The 15,389-nt window shown below is 66.6% G+C and carries 13 protein-coding genes; 10 read left to right on the forward strand and 3 right to left on the reverse strand.

Going from position 1 to position 15,389, the window contains the following annotated elements; translation table 11 throughout:
- Positions 1-120: 120 nt before the first annotated feature.
- The 4 genes from FEZ61_RS06515 (at position 121) to FEZ61_RS06530 (ending at position 3,676) form a co-directional block, all read left to right on the forward strand.
- Complete coding sequence (locus FEZ61_RS06515; RefSeq protein ID WP_173147877.1) at positions 121-1,455, forward strand: alginate export family protein; 1,335 nt, start codon at positions 121-123, stop codon at positions 1,453-1,455.
- Between the two features lie 41 nt (positions 1,456-1,496).
- A complete protein-coding gene (locus tag FEZ61_RS06520; RefSeq protein WP_173147879.1) occupies positions 1,497-1,985 on the forward strand; it encodes a DUF3237 domain-containing protein in 489 nt (162 codons plus the stop codon).
- 77 nt (positions 1,986-2,062) lie between these two features.
- Positions 2,063-3,253: an MFS transporter gene (locus FEZ61_RS06525; protein ID WP_242455103.1), complete on the forward strand. Its 1,191-nt coding sequence runs from the start codon at positions 2,063-2,065 to the stop codon at positions 3,251-3,253.
- A gap of 168 nt (positions 3,254-3,421) precedes the next feature.
- The gene (locus FEZ61_RS06530) at positions 3,422-3,676 is read left to right on the forward strand and encodes a DUF2790 domain-containing protein (RefSeq protein ID WP_173147881.1); all 255 of its coding nucleotides are present in this window, start codon (positions 3,422-3,424) and stop codon (positions 3,674-3,676) included.
- Positions 3,677-3,813: 137 nt separating this feature from the next.
- On the opposite strand, the gene FEZ61_RS06535 is transcribed toward FEZ61_RS06530, so the two are convergent.
- On the reverse strand, positions 3,814-4,008 hold the full coding sequence (locus FEZ61_RS06535; protein ID WP_017641404.1) for a hypothetical protein: 195 nt from the start codon (positions 4,006-4,008) through the stop codon (positions 3,814-3,816).
- A 230-nt stretch (positions 4,009-4,238) separates the two neighbouring features.
- On the opposite strand from FEZ61_RS06535, the gene FEZ61_RS06540 reads away from it, so the two are divergent.
- Positions 4,239-5,210, forward strand: a complete 972-nt coding sequence (locus FEZ61_RS06540) for an endonuclease (protein ID WP_026083883.1) — start codon at positions 4,239-4,241, stop codon at positions 5,208-5,210.
- A gap of 56 nt (positions 5,211-5,266) precedes the next feature.
- On the opposite strand, the gene FEZ61_RS06545 is transcribed toward FEZ61_RS06540, so the two are convergent.
- Both FEZ61_RS06545 and FEZ61_RS06550 read right to left on the reverse strand, forming a co-directional pair.
- Complete coding sequence (locus tag FEZ61_RS06545; protein WP_064309028.1) at positions 5,267-6,499, reverse strand: glutamate carboxypeptidase; 1,233 nt, start codon at positions 6,497-6,499, stop codon at positions 5,267-5,269.
- A gap of 210 nt (positions 6,500-6,709) precedes the next feature.
- Complete coding sequence (locus FEZ61_RS06550; protein WP_242455104.1) at positions 6,710-7,702, reverse strand: dienelactone hydrolase family protein; 993 nt, start codon at positions 7,700-7,702, stop codon at positions 6,710-6,712.
- 183 nt (positions 7,703-7,885) lie between these two features.
- Here FEZ61_RS06550 and FEZ61_RS06555 point away from each other — a divergent pair, with 183 nt between their 5' ends.
- The 5 genes from FEZ61_RS06555 to FEZ61_RS06575 all read left to right on the forward strand — a co-directional run bounded on the left by FEZ61_RS06555 (position 7,886) and on the right by FEZ61_RS06575 (position 15,249).
- Complete coding sequence (locus tag FEZ61_RS06555) at positions 7,886-8,854, forward strand: helix-turn-helix domain-containing protein (protein ID WP_017641408.1); 969 nt, start codon at positions 7,886-7,888, stop codon at positions 8,852-8,854.
- 65 nt (positions 8,855-8,919) lie between these two features.
- On the forward strand, positions 8,920-9,846 hold the full coding sequence (locus tag FEZ61_RS06560) for a transporter (protein WP_017641409.1): 927 nt from the start codon (positions 8,920-8,922) through the stop codon (positions 9,844-9,846).
- Positions 9,847-9,856: 10 nt separating this feature from the next.
- Positions 9,857-11,074 (forward strand): MFS transporter, encoded by a 1,218-nt coding sequence (locus FEZ61_RS06565; RefSeq protein ID WP_173147882.1) that lies wholly within the window; start codon positions 9,857-9,859, stop codon positions 11,072-11,074.
- 20 nt (positions 11,075-11,094) lie between these two features.
- Positions 11,095-12,543, forward strand: coding sequence for an amidase family protein (locus tag FEZ61_RS06570; protein WP_173147884.1), 1,449 nt, complete (start codon positions 11,095-11,097; stop codon positions 12,541-12,543).
- Positions 12,544-12,780: 237 nt separating this feature from the next.
- On the forward strand, positions 12,781-15,249 hold the full coding sequence (locus tag FEZ61_RS06575; RefSeq protein WP_173147886.1) for a PAS domain-containing protein: 2,469 nt from the start codon (positions 12,781-12,783) through the stop codon (positions 15,247-15,249).
- The last annotated feature ends 140 nt before the right edge of the window (positions 15,250-15,389 follow it).

The raw sequence follows: 15,389 nt of genomic DNA on the forward strand, positions 1-15,389 counted from the left end.
CTAACGAGATCGAAGAGCGCCGGTTCGCCAGCGCTCCCACCTGCGCTGTCAGGTATCCGGTGGTCGCCTTGGCCATCCTTCACTGCCCTGTAATACAAGAAAAATAGTCAGGAGCTCCACATGTGCACAACCAAGCGCCTTCCCGGCGTGCTGCTGGCGCTCAGCCTGCCGCTGGCCAGCCAGCCGGCCCTGGCGGGCTATGCGTTCGATTACGAGAATCTCAAAGGTGACCTCAACCTGACGGTGGGCGCCGGTTCCATCACCACCCGGGGCGTCAACTTCGGTGCCGGGCGCGTGGATGCCCGCAGCGGCCAGAACGACGGCAGCCGCAGCGCCTGGCAGGAGGTCTACGTCAAACCCGGCGTCACCCTCGACTATTCGCTCGGCGACAGGCTCCATCTGCTCGCCGGTGGCTCGGTGGTCGGCGCCACCACCCTTGGCGACGGGGATGCCGGTGGCTTCACCCGTCGTTCGGACGGCCGTTTCGCCCCCGAAGAAGGCTACGCCGGGGTGCAGTTGGGCGACTGGAAATTTACCGCCGGCCGCCAGAACTTCATGGTCGGCACCGGCTTCATCGTCATGGACGGCAATCTCGATCTGTTCGGCGATGGCGCCTACTGGCTCGGTCCGCGTACCGCCTTTCGCGACTCGGCGATCCTGGCGTGGAGCCGGGGTCCGGCCCAGGCGCAAGCCTTCACCCTGCGCACCGACGATCACTACGGCGACTTCCGCCTGAGGGGCGCCAACCTGGATTACGACCTCGACGGCCAGGTCACCCTCGGCGCCCTGGCCATGACGGTCGACACCCTGGCCAACAGCGACAGCACCGCAGTCCGCCGCGATGGCATGCGGGTGTACAACCTGCGGGCCTTGCGCGGTCACCTGCCGGGCCTGCCGAACCTGACCCTCAACGGGGAATACGCGGTGCAGCGCGGCGGTAACGGTGCCCTGACCTACGACGCCAGGGCCTGGTACGCACAGGCCGACTACCAGTTCCAGGATCTGCCCTTCACCCCCGCCCTTGGCTATCGCTACGCGGTCTTCTCCGGCGACGACAACCCGACCGACAACCGCCAGAAAGCCTGGGATCCGCTGAGCAAGGGCTTCACGGACTGGAGTACCTGGCTGATCGGCGACGTGGTGGGCAATTACCTGCTGTTCAACAGCAACGAGCGCGTCCAGCAGTTCTCGCTGAAGAACCGCCTCAACGACACCCTCACCCTCGGCGTCATCCACTACCAGTTCTGGCTCGACCAGGCCAACTTCCGCGGCGCCGCGGTCAGCGATCGGCGCTTCGCCGACGAGACCTCGGTGTATCTGGACTGGACGCCCAACCGGCAGTTTTACGGCTCGCTCTCGTACAACTGGGTGCAGGCCAGATCGGCCGCCCGCCAGGCGTTCGGCGACAGCGAACGTTTCAGCGCCCTCGAGCTGTACTTCACCTATCGCTACTGACCACCAGCCACCACTGCCCCCCGGGGGCACAGGAGAGCGTGATGAATACCAAGACAACGACCGGAATCGCCGTACCGACGCTGGAATGGGTACTGAGCCTTCATGTCCTCATAGATCCGGCCGATGGCCTGGGCGCCTGCACGGATGGCCAGCGCAGCAACTATCGGATCACCGGCGGGCATTTCGAGGGCCTGAACGTGCGCGGCGACGTGGTCGCCGGCGGCGCGGATTTCTATCTGCTGCGCAGCGACGGCGTGGGTGAGCTGGACGCGCGCTACAGCCTGCTCAGCGATCAGGGCGAGTGGATCAACATCCACAACACCGGCGTGATCACCTTCAGTGACAGAGGGCACGCGCAGGTCGACCAGGGCATCTGGCCCATCGCTGAGGAGGACTACCGGTGCAGCTGCTCGCCGCGCTTCCAGGTGGCCTGCGGCAGGCTCGACTGGCTGACCCGCAGCGTGATGATCGGCAAAGTGGATTATCCCGCCATCGACCAGGTCGCCATCCATTGCTATCGCCTCGCCTAACCGCCCACCCCTATCGCATCAAGGCTTTTCACTGAAGCGGCAGGCCATCCGGTGGCCGAGCCGGCAGGTAAATGACCATGACCATGACCATGACCATGACCATCGCCAACCAGACCCTGGTACGCGCCGCGTGCATCGCTATCGCCGCCGCCTCGATCCTCGTCATCGGCGTGCAGCCGATCTTCATCGGCCTGCTGACCGAACGCCTGGGCCTGACCCTGGCGCAGCAGAGCTGGACCCTGTCCGTCGAGATGTGCGGCTCAGTCGTCGGAACGCTGCTGTACCTGCCGCTCATCTGCGTTCTCGGCCCGCGCACCCTCGCCTTGAGCGTGGCCCTGCTGCTGCTGTTCGCCAACACCGCGACCGCTGGGGTCACCACTCTCGATCCGCTGCTGGCACTGCGCGGTCTCTCCGGCCTCTGCTCGGGCGTGCTCTATTCCTATGCCATCTACTGGCTGGGCAGCATGCCGGGGCAGGACAGGTCGTTCGGCATCCTACTGTTCGTGCAGACCGCCCTGTTCGCCAGCAGCGCGGTGATCATGCCGATGATCGCCCAATGGCAGGGTTTCGCCGGGTCGATCTACTACCTGGCGGCCTGGTTCGCCCTGGTCTGCCTCATGAGCCTCTGCCTGCCGGCCAGGCAGAGTCCGCAAGAGCGACAGGTCGCCCGCCTGCCGCTGCGATCCGGCCTGACGGTGATCGGCGTCTGCTCGCTGCTCGGCATGCTGTTCCTGCAGCTGTCGATCTATTCGCTGTGGGGCTTCGTCGAAGGCATCGCCAGCGATGCCGGGGTAGCCCCGGTCGACATCGGCTGGGCGATCAGCATCGGCCTGCTCGGCGGCCTGCCCGGCGCGGCCCTGCCCAGCGTGGCCGGGCGACATCTGGGTCGCGTGCCGATGATCCTCACCGGCTCCCTGGCCGTACTTGGCGCCATCTACCTGCTGGCCACGCGCATCCACACGGCGGCGGATCTAATGCTCGCGGTGTTCCTGATGAACTTCGGCTGGAACCTGGCGCTGTCCTACTACATGTCGTCGGTCGTAACCCACGATCCGAGCGGTCGCCTGACCAAGCTGGTCGGCGTGGTGCAGGTCGCCTCGGCCGCGGCGGCGCCGACCCTGCTGGGCCTGATCATCGAAGGTAACGACCGGCGCAGCCTCTTCGTGCTGTCCTCAGGGGCCATCCTCATCGGCTGCGTCCTGGTGATCGTCATGCTGTCCTGCGGACGGCGCCGGGTGCCGGGCAAGGCGCTGGACTGCTCGGTCTGAGCGTTGGGCGCCTGGTAAGAGGTCCGCGCGGATCTCTTGGCCTTCTGCGCGACCAGGCGACAACCTCCATGACCGATTTGTCATCCGCCGGTCAGGCTGGTGTCCCCCCTGTCCTCCTAGAGTGGCCCGGTCAGCGAATAGCTACCCACCCCTTCAAGAGGACTCTCCATGAAAGCGCTGCTGCTCGGCCTCTTCGGCCTGCTCGCCACCGGCTCCGCCCTGGCTGCTCCCGATCATCCCGCCATGGTTCACGACAAGCCCGGCTTCTTCGTCCCGCTCGACGTCGCCAAGGTCGTCAGCCAGACCGACCTCGACGCCCACTGCGGAATCGTGCCGGCCCGCCTCGATTACCTGGATCACGCCGGCCGGGAGCACGAGCTGGACTACCTGGTGTCTGGCAACGGCTGCTACAACCAGAATTGAGGCGTCTTTCGACCCGGTACCGAAGCGCGGCGGTCACCGCTGTGCTGGCCAAGGGGGCGCCTGTAACGGCCCCTTCCGCCACCAGAATCCAAGGCTATTGGGCCAGTAGCGCACGCCACGGGTCGGCATGCGGACCGTTAGAAAAACCGATAGGCCTTGGCCAGGGCCCGCTCCAGGACGGCGATGCAGGCGTGGTCGTCCGCATAGGACAGGAACTGGCGCTGCGCATCGGCCTGGGCCTCGGCCAAACGCGTCTTGCGCTCGGCCAGCTCATCTTCCAGCACCGAGGTGCTCATGCCGCCCAGATCACAGCAGGGGTTGGGGCCATTCATAGAAAACTCCGGACAGAAGTGCAGACTGCGTCATCAGACAAGGTTTTGAGATTTGGTTCACAAATCTTAGCGAATCTCATTGTTACTGAAAGCTGAGTTTCGACCCGGTGCTGTACCGCCCCCCGCGCTAGAGCGTCTCCCCGAGACTTCCGTACCCTGCACCCGCTATCAGCGAGGCAAAAGCTATACAATTCGGCGCCCTAATCGAGCTGTGAAGATACATGCGCCTTTTGCTTTCGCTTCTCCTGGCCACACTGGTGGCCTCCTCCGCGCTCGCCGCGGCGCCCGATACCTTTGTCGAGGCCAAGGTAATCGCCAGACAAAAAGTCTATTTCGATCAGAACACCAGCGCCCAGGGCGACCTCTATTGCGGCTGCAAGTGGGAGTGGGTCGGCAAATCCGGCGGACGGGTCGATGCCGCCTCCTGCGGTTTCCAGGCGCGCAAGCAGGAAACCCGCGGCGAACGCACCGAGTGGGAGCACATCGTGCCGGCCTGGACCTTCGGTCATCAGCGCCAATGCTGGCAGAACGGCGGTCGCGAACACTGCGTGGCGGATGACCCGGTGTTCCGCGCCATGGAGGCCGACCTCTTCAACCTCTACCCCGCCGTGGGCGAGGTGAATGGGGACCGGGCCAATTTCAACTACGGCATGGCCCAGGGCGTGCAACCGCAATACGGCCGGTGCACGACGAAGATCGACTTCCAGGAACGCGCCGCCGAACCGCGCGACGAGGTCAAGGGTCTGGTCGCCCGGGTCACCTTCTATATGTTCGATCGCTACGGCCTGAACATGTCGCGCCAGCAACAGCAACTGCTCATGGCCTGGGACAAGCAGCAACCGGTCACCGCTTGGGAGCGCGAACGGGATAGTCGCATCGCCGCGGTGATGGGCCATGGCAACCCCTTCGTGTCCGGCGAGCGACACTGGACGCTGGGCTACCAGCCGGTTGGTGACGGCATCGTCAGTCCTCTGCCGGCGGCCAAGCCAGCGCCGTCAACGCCCTCAGCACCGGCCAAGACCGATAGCCCCGCCGCGGCCAGCCAGGGCGCGATCATCGGCAACCGCAACAGTCACGTCTATCACCTGCCGCAAGGCTGCCCGAGCTACGCCCAGGTGTCGCCGAAGAACCAGGTCAAGTTCGCCTCCGAAGCCGAGGCGAAGGCGGCAGGCTTCACCAAGGCGGGCAACTGCGCGCCCTGATCGCCAGCCCCAGGCGCTGACCTGCAGCACCCAGGGGTCCTGAGCCGCTTCGGCAGTTACTGCCCCTTGGACAGCTCCACCAGCATCCGCGTGAGCAGATAGATGCGCGGTGTCACGCTGTCCAGTTCCACGTATTCCTCGGGGGTATGCAGCTTGCCGCCGACGATGCCGAAGCCGTCCAGGGTCGGTACGCCGGCACCCGCTGCGATGCTGGCATCCGCGGCGCCGCCACTGCCCTCGACGGTCAGGGTGCGGCCCAGCTCGCCATAGATGCCCTGGGCCGTGGCCAGCAGCCGATCGCTCGCTGCGGTCTGCGGCATCGGCGGCAGGCCACGCTCCAGCCGCGTGGTCACCTCGGTGTCGGCAATCCGCTTGTTGGCGGCGATCCGCGCCAGGTCCTTTTCCACCCGGTCGAATTCTTCGGGCAGCGCGGCGCGAACGTCGGCCTTGGCGACGGCGTGATCGGGAATCACATTGATGCGGTCACCCGCTTCGATCACCGTGAAATTGACCGAAGTCTTCTTCTCCGCATCGCCCAGGTTGCCCAGTTGCAGTACCTGGTGCGCCACCTCGGTGGCGGCGTTACGCCCCAGTTCCGGGGAAACGCCGGCATGAGACGACTTGCCCTTGACCTCCACCACGGCGGTGGCGCTGCCCTTGCGCCACACTACCAGGCCATCGGCCGGCCGCCCCGGCTCCAGATTCAGCACCACGTCGTGCTGTTTGGCGGTGCTGGCGATCAGCTCGGTAGCGGCCTGGGAGCCGGTCTCTTCGCTGGCATCCAGCAACAGGGTGATCTGCCCGTAGTCCTTGAAGTCGAGGGCCTTGAGAATCTGCAGCGCCGCCAGGGCGACCACGATGCCACCCTTGTCGTCGGACACGCCCGGGCCATAGGCGCGTTTTTCATCGGTACGATACGGCCGGGCCTTGGCCGTGCCTTCCTTGAACACCGTATCCATGTGCGCCAGCAAGAGGATCTTGGCCTTGCCGCTGCCCTTGAGCGTCGCCACCAGGTGCTGGCTCTTGTCCGGCGCGGTGTTGGGCACCTCTTGCACCGTGGCGCCGAGTTTCTGCAATTCCGCGCTGACGAGCTTGCCCACCTCGGTCAGGCCGGGCGCGTAGCCGGACCCCGAGTCGATGTTCACCAACCGCTCCAGCAACGTGAGCGTCGGCGCCTTGGCCTGCTCCGCGGCGGTCTGGATGCGCGCGTCGAGCGCGGCACTGGCGGGCAAGGCGATGCAGCAGGTGAGAACGGCAGCGAGGGTGGTACGCAAGAACGGAGCGGACATCGGACTTTCCTTGTTGGCCTTATTGGATTAGTCAGACAACTGTAGTCGCAACAAGGACATAGGGGAAATGAGGCTGCCAGCTGTTTGGCGCAGGCCTGCAATCATCCCAGGACCATCGCTCCCAGCAGCCGCCAGCCATTGACGGCGTGCTGCTCCGCCGCACCTGGATGGGCACCCTCTGGCGAGACCAGGGCTGGTCAGGGGTCAGCCCTAGTTCACGAGGGCCTTTAGCGCCTCCAGGACATCCCGGGTGGCCTGCCGGGTCGCCGCCGCATCAGGCCCGACCTTGGGGCCCAGCACGACGCAGCTGTCCTTATAGGAAAAGACCTTGCCAGTCTGCTGATTGATCAACTCACCCTTGGCGTTCTCGGCGATCCGGCAGTCACGCACGGTCTGGCTGTCCTTCGCGACCACCACCGGACTCCAGACATAGGGATTGTCGAAGCCATGCTCGGCGTGGGGATAGGTATGAACCCGGAGATCGGCGCCCTGCTGCTTGAGCGTCGCGAAATAGCCCTCGCAACGGGAATAGGGATCGTAGTTGTCGGCCAGTCCGTGGTACACGTGCAGCGGCTTGGCGACGACCCTGTCCTGCTCGCGAAAGGTGATCGAGCAGTCGGGATAGAACGACAGGTAGCCGACGAACTGGAAATCCTGGCTTTTCCAGAGCTTGTCGAAGCGCGCCATGGCCGCATAGAGCGAGGCCTGCCCACCGCGGGAAAAGCCCATGAGGATGATCTTGCCTGGATCGATTCGCGCGTGCCGCGCGAGCAGGGCGCCGGCGCGATAGTCATCCAGAACGAAATTGAGCCGCCCCAGCTGGGCCTGGTCGGTGGCGGTACTGGTGATGCCCCGGCCCGAGAAGCCATCCACGGCGAAGGTGGCGATGCCGACCTGATTGAACCGCCGCTGCCAATAGGTGATGTTGGCGCCCAGGCCTCCCGAACCATGCTGGAGGATCACCACCGGGACCTTGCCCGCGCCTGGAGGCAGCGACAGCACGCCACCGAGCAGGACCTCGGTACCGCCTTTGTCCCCCGTCAGGAATTGCTGATCGCTAAGGGTCAGCGAGGTGAAGGTCAACACCTCTTGCCGAGCGGGGATATCGGTTGCCGGCGAGGTGGCGGCACAGATGGTGGCACAGGTAAGGCAGGCAATGGTCCCGAGCGCGGGGCGCAAAGATCCAGAGGACAGATGGCGCATCGGCTGCATCCTTCTTGTGGGGTCCTCCCAGGGTAGCCAATCAACGGCGCCCTGCTGCGGAGGCGGTGAGCAGAACCTGCTGCACTAGCCAAATTTGGCACCTTTGCCGCGCACTCCCGCCTTGAGGTACGAAACTTGTAGCTCCCGCGCCAACGGCCCTTTGCTACCCAAAAGGTTTCCTAAATGCACCAAGACGGCTCCCTCGCGTTACCGCCGCGCGTCCGGCATCGGTATACCGGTGACATCGACGAGCACGCGCTCTGCGTCGAGGGCTGGCGCATGCAATACGATCAGCTGTCCGCGGGCCGCTTCCAGGGCGAACTCAGCGACCTCTGGCTGGACGACATCAGCCTGCTGCGGGACAGATCCAACCAGGCCATGCTCAAGAGCGGCGAGGCCCAGGGAGAAACCCTGACCTTCAGCCTGCCCATCCGCAACGCTGGCGCCCTGCACTGCGCCGGTCATACCCTCCACGAGGCCCAGTTGCTGGTGGCACGCGGGGACAACCTGCCGGAGTTGCGTACCCCGGCCAATCTCGAATTGCTCTGCATCAACCTGCAGGAAGCCGAGATGGCGCGACTGCTGGCCTGCCAGCACAGCACCCTGGGCGTGCGCGACCTGCCCGGCTGCTATCGGCTACCGGCAGGGGGTGCCTATCTGGAGTTGGCACGGCTGGCCCAAGAGCTCTTCACCCCCGAGGCGCAGATCCTGACCTGGCTGGCGCAGCCGCGCGCGCGTGCCATGCTGCGCGACACCGTGCTGATGCACCTGCTCGATCTGCTCGACACCGGCGAGCCCCACGAACTGGCACCGAGCGCTCGACTGCGGGTGATCCGGCGGGCACGAGAGTACGCCCTGGCCCATCCGGATCAGCCGCCCAGCATCCTCGAACTGTGCAATAGAGTCGGCGCCAGTCGCCGCAAGCTGCAGTACTGCTTCCAGGAGACCCTGGGCATCAATCCGCTGGCCTATCTGCGTACCTTGCGCCTCAATGCGGCGCATCGTGCCCTGCGCCGGGGCGCAGGCGAGTCGGTGCAGGACGTCGCCGCCCAGTGGGGCTTCTGCCATCTCAGCCGCTTCGCCCGCGACTACCAGACGCTGTTCGGGCAACTGCCTTCCACCACCCTCAAGGCCGCCGGGCAAAAGTGCTGAATCTGGCTAACGGCGGGTAACGGCTTTCCCTCAGGCTGAACTGGCCAATAAGAAGAGGGAACTCCATGAACGTTACCCGTCCGTTTCACGTCCTCGCCGTCGGCCTCGCCGCCCTGGGGATGACCGCAGCAAGCCTTGCCACCGAGAACGGCTCCCCCACCACCGCCTTCGGTGTCTACAACTTCGGCGCCGGCTTTACCCCGCCGCCCACGCCCCATGGCACCCTTGGCCTGCGTGCCAACTACTACCGGGCGACGTCCATTCGCGACAGTCATGGCCGCGACAACGGCAACGACTTTTCCATCGATGTCCTGTCCCTGGGCCTGGCCTACCTGAAGATGACAGATACCCGGGTGCTCGGCGCCCGCTACGGCTTCGGCGGGGTGGCGCCCTTCTTCAAGATGGACGCGGACCTCACCATCAAGGCCAATGGCGTCCCGGTGTTTTCCGACAGCGCCGACCTCTTCCGCCAGGCCGATTTCCAGGTGATTCCACTGATCCTGCAGTGGGAGCCCTCGCGCAACCTGGGGGTGAACTTCTGGTTCCAGGTGCAGGCGCCCACCGGTGACTATGACAAGAATCGGTTGGTCAATCCGGGCACCAACCACTGGACCATCTCGCCGATGCTCAACCTGAGCTACATCACCGATTCGGGCTTCGAGGTGTCGTCCAGCTTCCAGGCCGATTTCAACAGCCGCAACCACGCCACCGACTACCGCAGCGGCACCGAATACCGCCACGAATTCGCCGTGGGCCAGCACATCGGCCCCTGGACCCTAGGCCTGGGCGGCTACTACTACCGCCAGCTCACCGACGACGACGCCCCCGGCCTCAGCCGTGGCAATCGTGCCCGGGTACTGGCGCTGGGTCCGGCGCTGAGCTTCTTCCAGCCGGGTCTGCCGCCGGTCTGGGTGCATTTCTACAAGGACATCGACGCCCGCAACCGCGCCGAGGGCTATACCCTCGCCGTGCGGCTCTCCCACAGCTTCTGAGGATCCGCCCATGACACTCAAAGCCTCCTCCAGCCCCTTGGCCGGTCGGCGCCAGGGCGCCGTGCTCCTGCTCGGCAGCAGCCTGACCATCATGGGTTCGGTGATGGTCGCCCCGATCATTCCCAAGCTGGGTGCCGAATTCGGCCCGGTCGAACCTCGTGCCGATCTGCTGATCCCCCTGGCGATGACCGGCCCCGCCCTGGCCATCGCCCTCTTCGCGCCCCTGGCCGGCTGGCTGGCCGACCGCCTGGGTCGCAAGCGCCTGCTGGTCCTGGCGACGCTGTGCTACGCCGTGCTCGGCATGCTGCCGGCACTGTTGCAGTCGCTGCCGGCCATCACCCTCACCCGCCTGGTCTTCGGCCTGGCCGAGGCGGCGGTGATGACCTGCTGCGTGACCCTGATCGCCGACTACTGGCAGGGCAGCAAGCGCCTGGCCTATGTCAATGGCCAGGTCATCACCATCAGCCTGGTCGGCTCGCTGTTCTTCGTGGTCGGTGGCGCGCTCGGCGAGCATTCCTGGCGCACGCCCTTCTATCTCTATCTGCTGCCGCTGCTGCTGGTGCCCTTCATGTTGCGGCTGCTGTGGGAGCCCAGCCACGCCAGCGCCCAGAGCCACGTCGATGAGGGCCCCCAGCACAGCGCGCCGCTGCCGCTGATCGTCAACTATCTACTGGTCTTCGCCGGCATGGTGCTCAGCGTGGTGGTGCCCATCCAGAGTCCGCTGCTGCTGGTGCAACTGGGCGTGACCTCCAGCACCTTGATCGGCGCCTCGGCGGGCCTTGGCCTGCTGGCGACCCTGGGCGGGCCGCTGCTGTGGCCGCTGCTGCGCCGCTGGTGGGGCCTGGCCGGCTGCAATGCCGTGCTGTTGGCCTGCATGGGCATCGGGCTCTGGCTGCTGGTGAACGCCCGCAGTTACGAAGCCGTGCTGGTGGCGGTGACCATCCATGGCCTCGGCGTCGGCATGCTGGTGCCCAACACCATGGCACCGGTGATGGGCGCCCTGAGCGCCCGGGCCCGGGGTCGCGGCATGGGCGGCTATACCGGCTGCCTCTATTTCGGCCCGTTCGCCAGCCCCCTGGTGGTGGCCGCGGTCCTGCCCTTCGCCGGCGATCTGCACCTGGCCATCCGCGCCCTGGCCAGCGCCGCCCTGGTCGCCGCCCTCGCCTGGGCCGCCGTCGGCCTGCTGCGACGCAAGACCGCCCTGCCGACCCCGTCGCGCTCTTCCTGACTTCTGCTCGAGGATCTTCCATGCATAGCCTGCAACCCCTGCTGGACACCCAAGACGGCCACGGCCTGGCGACGCTGCTGCGGCAGCGCGAGATCACGGCGAGCGAGCTGCTCGAAGCCGTCATCGAACGCCTGGACACCGTGGAACCCGACCTCAATGCCGTAAGCGAACGGCTGTATGACCAGGCCCGCGCGGCGGCCAAGGCACCGCTCGACCTGTCAGCGCCCTTCGCCGGGGTACCGACCCTGGTGAAGGATCTTTTCACCCCGCTGGCCGGTGCCCGCATGACCAATGGCTCCCTCGCCCTGGGCGAAGCCCGACCGGATTTCGATTGCGAACTGGTGACCCGCCTGCGTCGGGCCGGCTGCCTGTTCGTCGGTACCACCACCTCGCCGGAATTCGGTACCTCCTACAGCACCGAGTCCCGCCGCTTCGGCGCCACCGCCAATCCCTGGAATCCCGCCCACAGCGCCGGCGGCTCCAGCGGCGGCGCGGCCGCCCTGGTCGCCGCGCGAGTGGTGCCCTTCGCCCATGGCAACGACGGTGGCGGCTCGCTGCGAGTGCCGGCGTCCTGCTGCGGGATCTTCGGTCTCAAGCCCAGTCGTGGCCGGATGCCTTCTGGGCCCATGGTCGGTGAAGGCTGGGCCGGCATGGGCACGCCCCATGCCATGAGCCTGTCGGTGCGCGACAACGCCCTGCTGCTGGATGCCACCGCCGGTGCCGATCTGGGCGCGCCCTATGCGGCTCCGGCCCACGCCGTCCCCTTCGCCAGCCTGCTGGAGCGCGATCCGAAACCGCTGCGCATCGCCCTGGTCGAGCACCTGGCGCCCTGGCCGAGCGGCCCCGAGGCCCTGGCCGCGGTGCGCCACACCGCCCGGCTGTGCGAAAGCCTTGGCCATCACGTCGAACCGGCGACCCTGCCGGTGGACCTGCCACGCTTTCTCGACCAGGTGTTCGACATCATCGGTCCCAGCACCCGTCACTACCTGCAGGTGCTCAGCGCGATGCGCGGTGCCGCGGTCAGCGAAGAGGAGCTGGATGCGCGGACCCGGGTGATCCTGCGCGAGCGGGGCGACATCCCCGCCCATCGCTACGCCGCCGCGGTGGAAGGCCTGCATGCCCTGGGTCGCACCCTGGCCGGTTTCCTCACCGACCATGACCTCATCCTCACCCCGACCCTGACCCGCGAGCCGCCACGCCTGGGCGAACTGGACGGTGGCAACGGGGAGCGTCCGCTGGCCGAGGTCATCGCGGCCTTCCACAGCTATTCGCCCTTCACCGCCCTGTTCAATGCCAGCGGCCAGCCGGCCATGTCGGTGCCGCTCTGGTGGACCGGCAATGGCCTGCCGCTGGGCAGTCACTTCGCCGCGCGTTTCGGCGAGGAAGGGACCCTGCTGGCGCTGGCTGCCCAGCTGGAACGCGTCCAGCCCTGGGCGGACCGACGGCCGCCGCTGGCGGGAATCCGCTGACCGTCGGCGCTCGACCCGCCACCCCGGCCGCACGGCAACGCCGACGGCGGCCGCAGGCCAAAGACGGAGATGCCCCTCGCAACTTAGCGGGCATCCCGTCCCCCGCTTCGCTTGGATGCTCGCTATACTGGCCGCGCACGGCCTGTGACGAATCCCTCTGGCATCGTTCCTGGAGGCTTCAGCCTGTCGCTCGCCATCTTCCCTGCTGCCCGGGCAGGCAACCGTACGAGCGACCCGATGAGCATTCTCACCTCGACTCCCGTCCCCTCGTACGCCCTGGCCCAGGACCTCGAGCTCATCGCCGAGATCGCTGCGGTGCCCAAGATCCTGGACGTGGTCTGCCGGATGACCGGCATGGGCTTCGCCGCCGTCGCCCGGGTGACCGACGACCACTGGATCGCCTGCAGCACCCTCGATCTCATCGGTTTCGGCCTCCAGCCCGGGGGCGAGCTGGAACTCAAATCGACCATCTGCGACGAGATCCGCGACCATCGCCAGCCGGTGGCGATCGACGACGTCGCGCTGGACGACCGCTACCGTCACCATCACACGCCCCGGCGCTACGGCCTGCGCAGCTATATTTCGGTCCCCATCGTGCTGGACGACGGCTGTTTCTTCGGCACCCTCTGCGCCATCGACCCGCGACCGGCCACACCGAGCAGCCCCGAGATACTGGCCGCCTTCGAACTCTTCGCCGGCATGATCGCGCTGGAGATCGGCGCCCAGCGCCGCTTCCTCGCCGCCCGCAACGTCCTGCACAGCGAGGGCTTTTCCCGCAGCCTGCTCCAGGCCAGCCTGGACTGCGTCAAGGTCCTCTCCGCCGGGGGTCATATCGAATTCATGAACGCCCAGGGCCTGGAGCTGAACCAGCTGCGGTCCGTCGATCAGGTGATGGGCCGCGAGTACGCGGCGCTCTGGCCGGACGAGGAAGTCGAGAAGATCCGCCATGCCGTCAAGCGTGCCGTCGACGGCCAGACCACCCGGGTCGAGGGCTTCTGCCCCACGGCCCGTGGCGAGCCACGCTGGTGGGAGGTGTCCTGCTCGCCTTTCGCGGTGGCCGGCACCGGCGAGGTGAAGATCGTCTGCATCTCCCGCGACATCAGCAGCCGCATCCTCGCCCAGCAGGCGCAGCAGGCCCGAGCCGAAGCCATCGCCGCGCTCAACAGCGAACTGGAGCAGCGCATCTCGGAGCGCACCGCCGAGCGCGATCAGATCTGGAACTGTTCGACCGATCCACTGTGCGTGGCGGACCTCGAGGGCTTCTTCGTCAACCTCAATCCGGCCTGGCAGCTGACCCTGGGCTGGTCGCTCGAAGAACTCAAGGCCCAGCCATTCCTGGCCTTTGTCCATACCGACGACCTCGTTGCCACGCGTCAGGCGTTCCGCGACGTCAAGCAGGGCATTGCGCTGGTCGGCTTCGAAAACCGCTACCGCCATCGCGACGGTTCCTACCGCTGGTTTTCCTGGAATGCCACGCGCAATGGCGAACTGATCTACGCCACTGTGCGCGACGTGACCCAGCAACGCCAGCAGACGTTGGATCTCGCGGCCGCCGAGGACGCCCTGCGCCAGGCGCAGAAGATGGAAGCCATCGGCCAGCTCACCGGCGGCGTCGCCCATGACTTCAACAACCTGCTCACAGTCGCCCGTACCTCCTGCGACCTGCTCAAGCGCCCGAACCTCAGCGAAGCCCGCCGCGAGCGCTACCTGGAAGCGATCTCCACCACCGTGGATCGCGCCGCCAGATTGACCGGCCAGCTGCTGGCCTTCGCCCGCCGCCAGACGCTGGCACCCGAGGTGTTTTCCGCCCGGGAGAATGTGCTGGCCATGAGCGACATGCTGGAAACCCTGCTCGGCTCGCACGTCGGCATCGAACTCGACCTGAGCGACGACCCCTGCCTGGTCTATGCCGACCCCAGCCAGTTCGATACCGCCCTGGTGAACATCGCGGTGAACGCCCGCGACGCCATGAGCGGTGCCGGTCGCCTGATCATCAGCGTCAGCACCGTCGCTTGCATCCCGGCCAACGCGGCACAGCCCGAACTCGCCCTGCCGGCGGTGGCCATCGCCCTGGCGGACAACGGCAGCGGCATCGCCCGGGAGCACCTGGAGCAGATCTTCGAGCCCTTCTTCACCACCAAGCGAGTGGGCCAGGGCACCGGTCTCGGCCTGAGCCAGGTGTTCGGCTTCATCAAGCAGTCCGGTGGCGAGGTACGGGTCACGAGCGAGATCGGCCGCGGGACGACCTTCCACCTCTATCTGCCGGTCGCCCCAACGACCGGGCAGCCGTCATCCTTCAATGACGCCACGGCAACGGCCGACGGTGGCGGGATCACCGTCCTGGTGGTCGAAGACAATCTCGAGGTCGGTACCTTCGCCGTCGATCTGCTGAGCGATCTCGGCTACCACGCCGTGCTGGCCGTAACTGCCGAGAGCGCCCTCGCCTTGCTCGCCGACCAGCCAGACCAGTTCGACGTGGTCTTCTCGGATGTCGTCATGCCCGGCATGAGCGGACTCGAACTGGCCATCGAGATCAGACGCCTCTATCGCGACCTGCCGATCCTGCTGACCTCCGGCTACAGCCAGGTGCTGGCGACCAATGGCGCCCAGGGCTTCGAGTTGCTCCACAAGCCCTACTCGGCGGAAGCCTTGTCGCGCCGGCTGCAGGGAATCCTGGCCGAGCCCGAGACGCATCTGGCGACCTAGCACGGTCCCGGCAACGCTGAGGCACTGGCCCACGCTTAGGTGACGACCGCCCTGCGCCGCCCGCGGCGACCGCGCAGGAGCGGGCGCGACGGAGCACCAGGGCGGGCCGACAGCGGCCACCCCTGCAGCGCGGGCGATCA

The organism is Pseudomonas sp. MS15a(2019), from assembly GCF_013277805.1.
Classification (GTDB): domain Bacteria; phylum Pseudomonadota; class Gammaproteobacteria; order Pseudomonadales; family Pseudomonadaceae; genus Chryseomonas; species Chryseomonas benzopyrenica.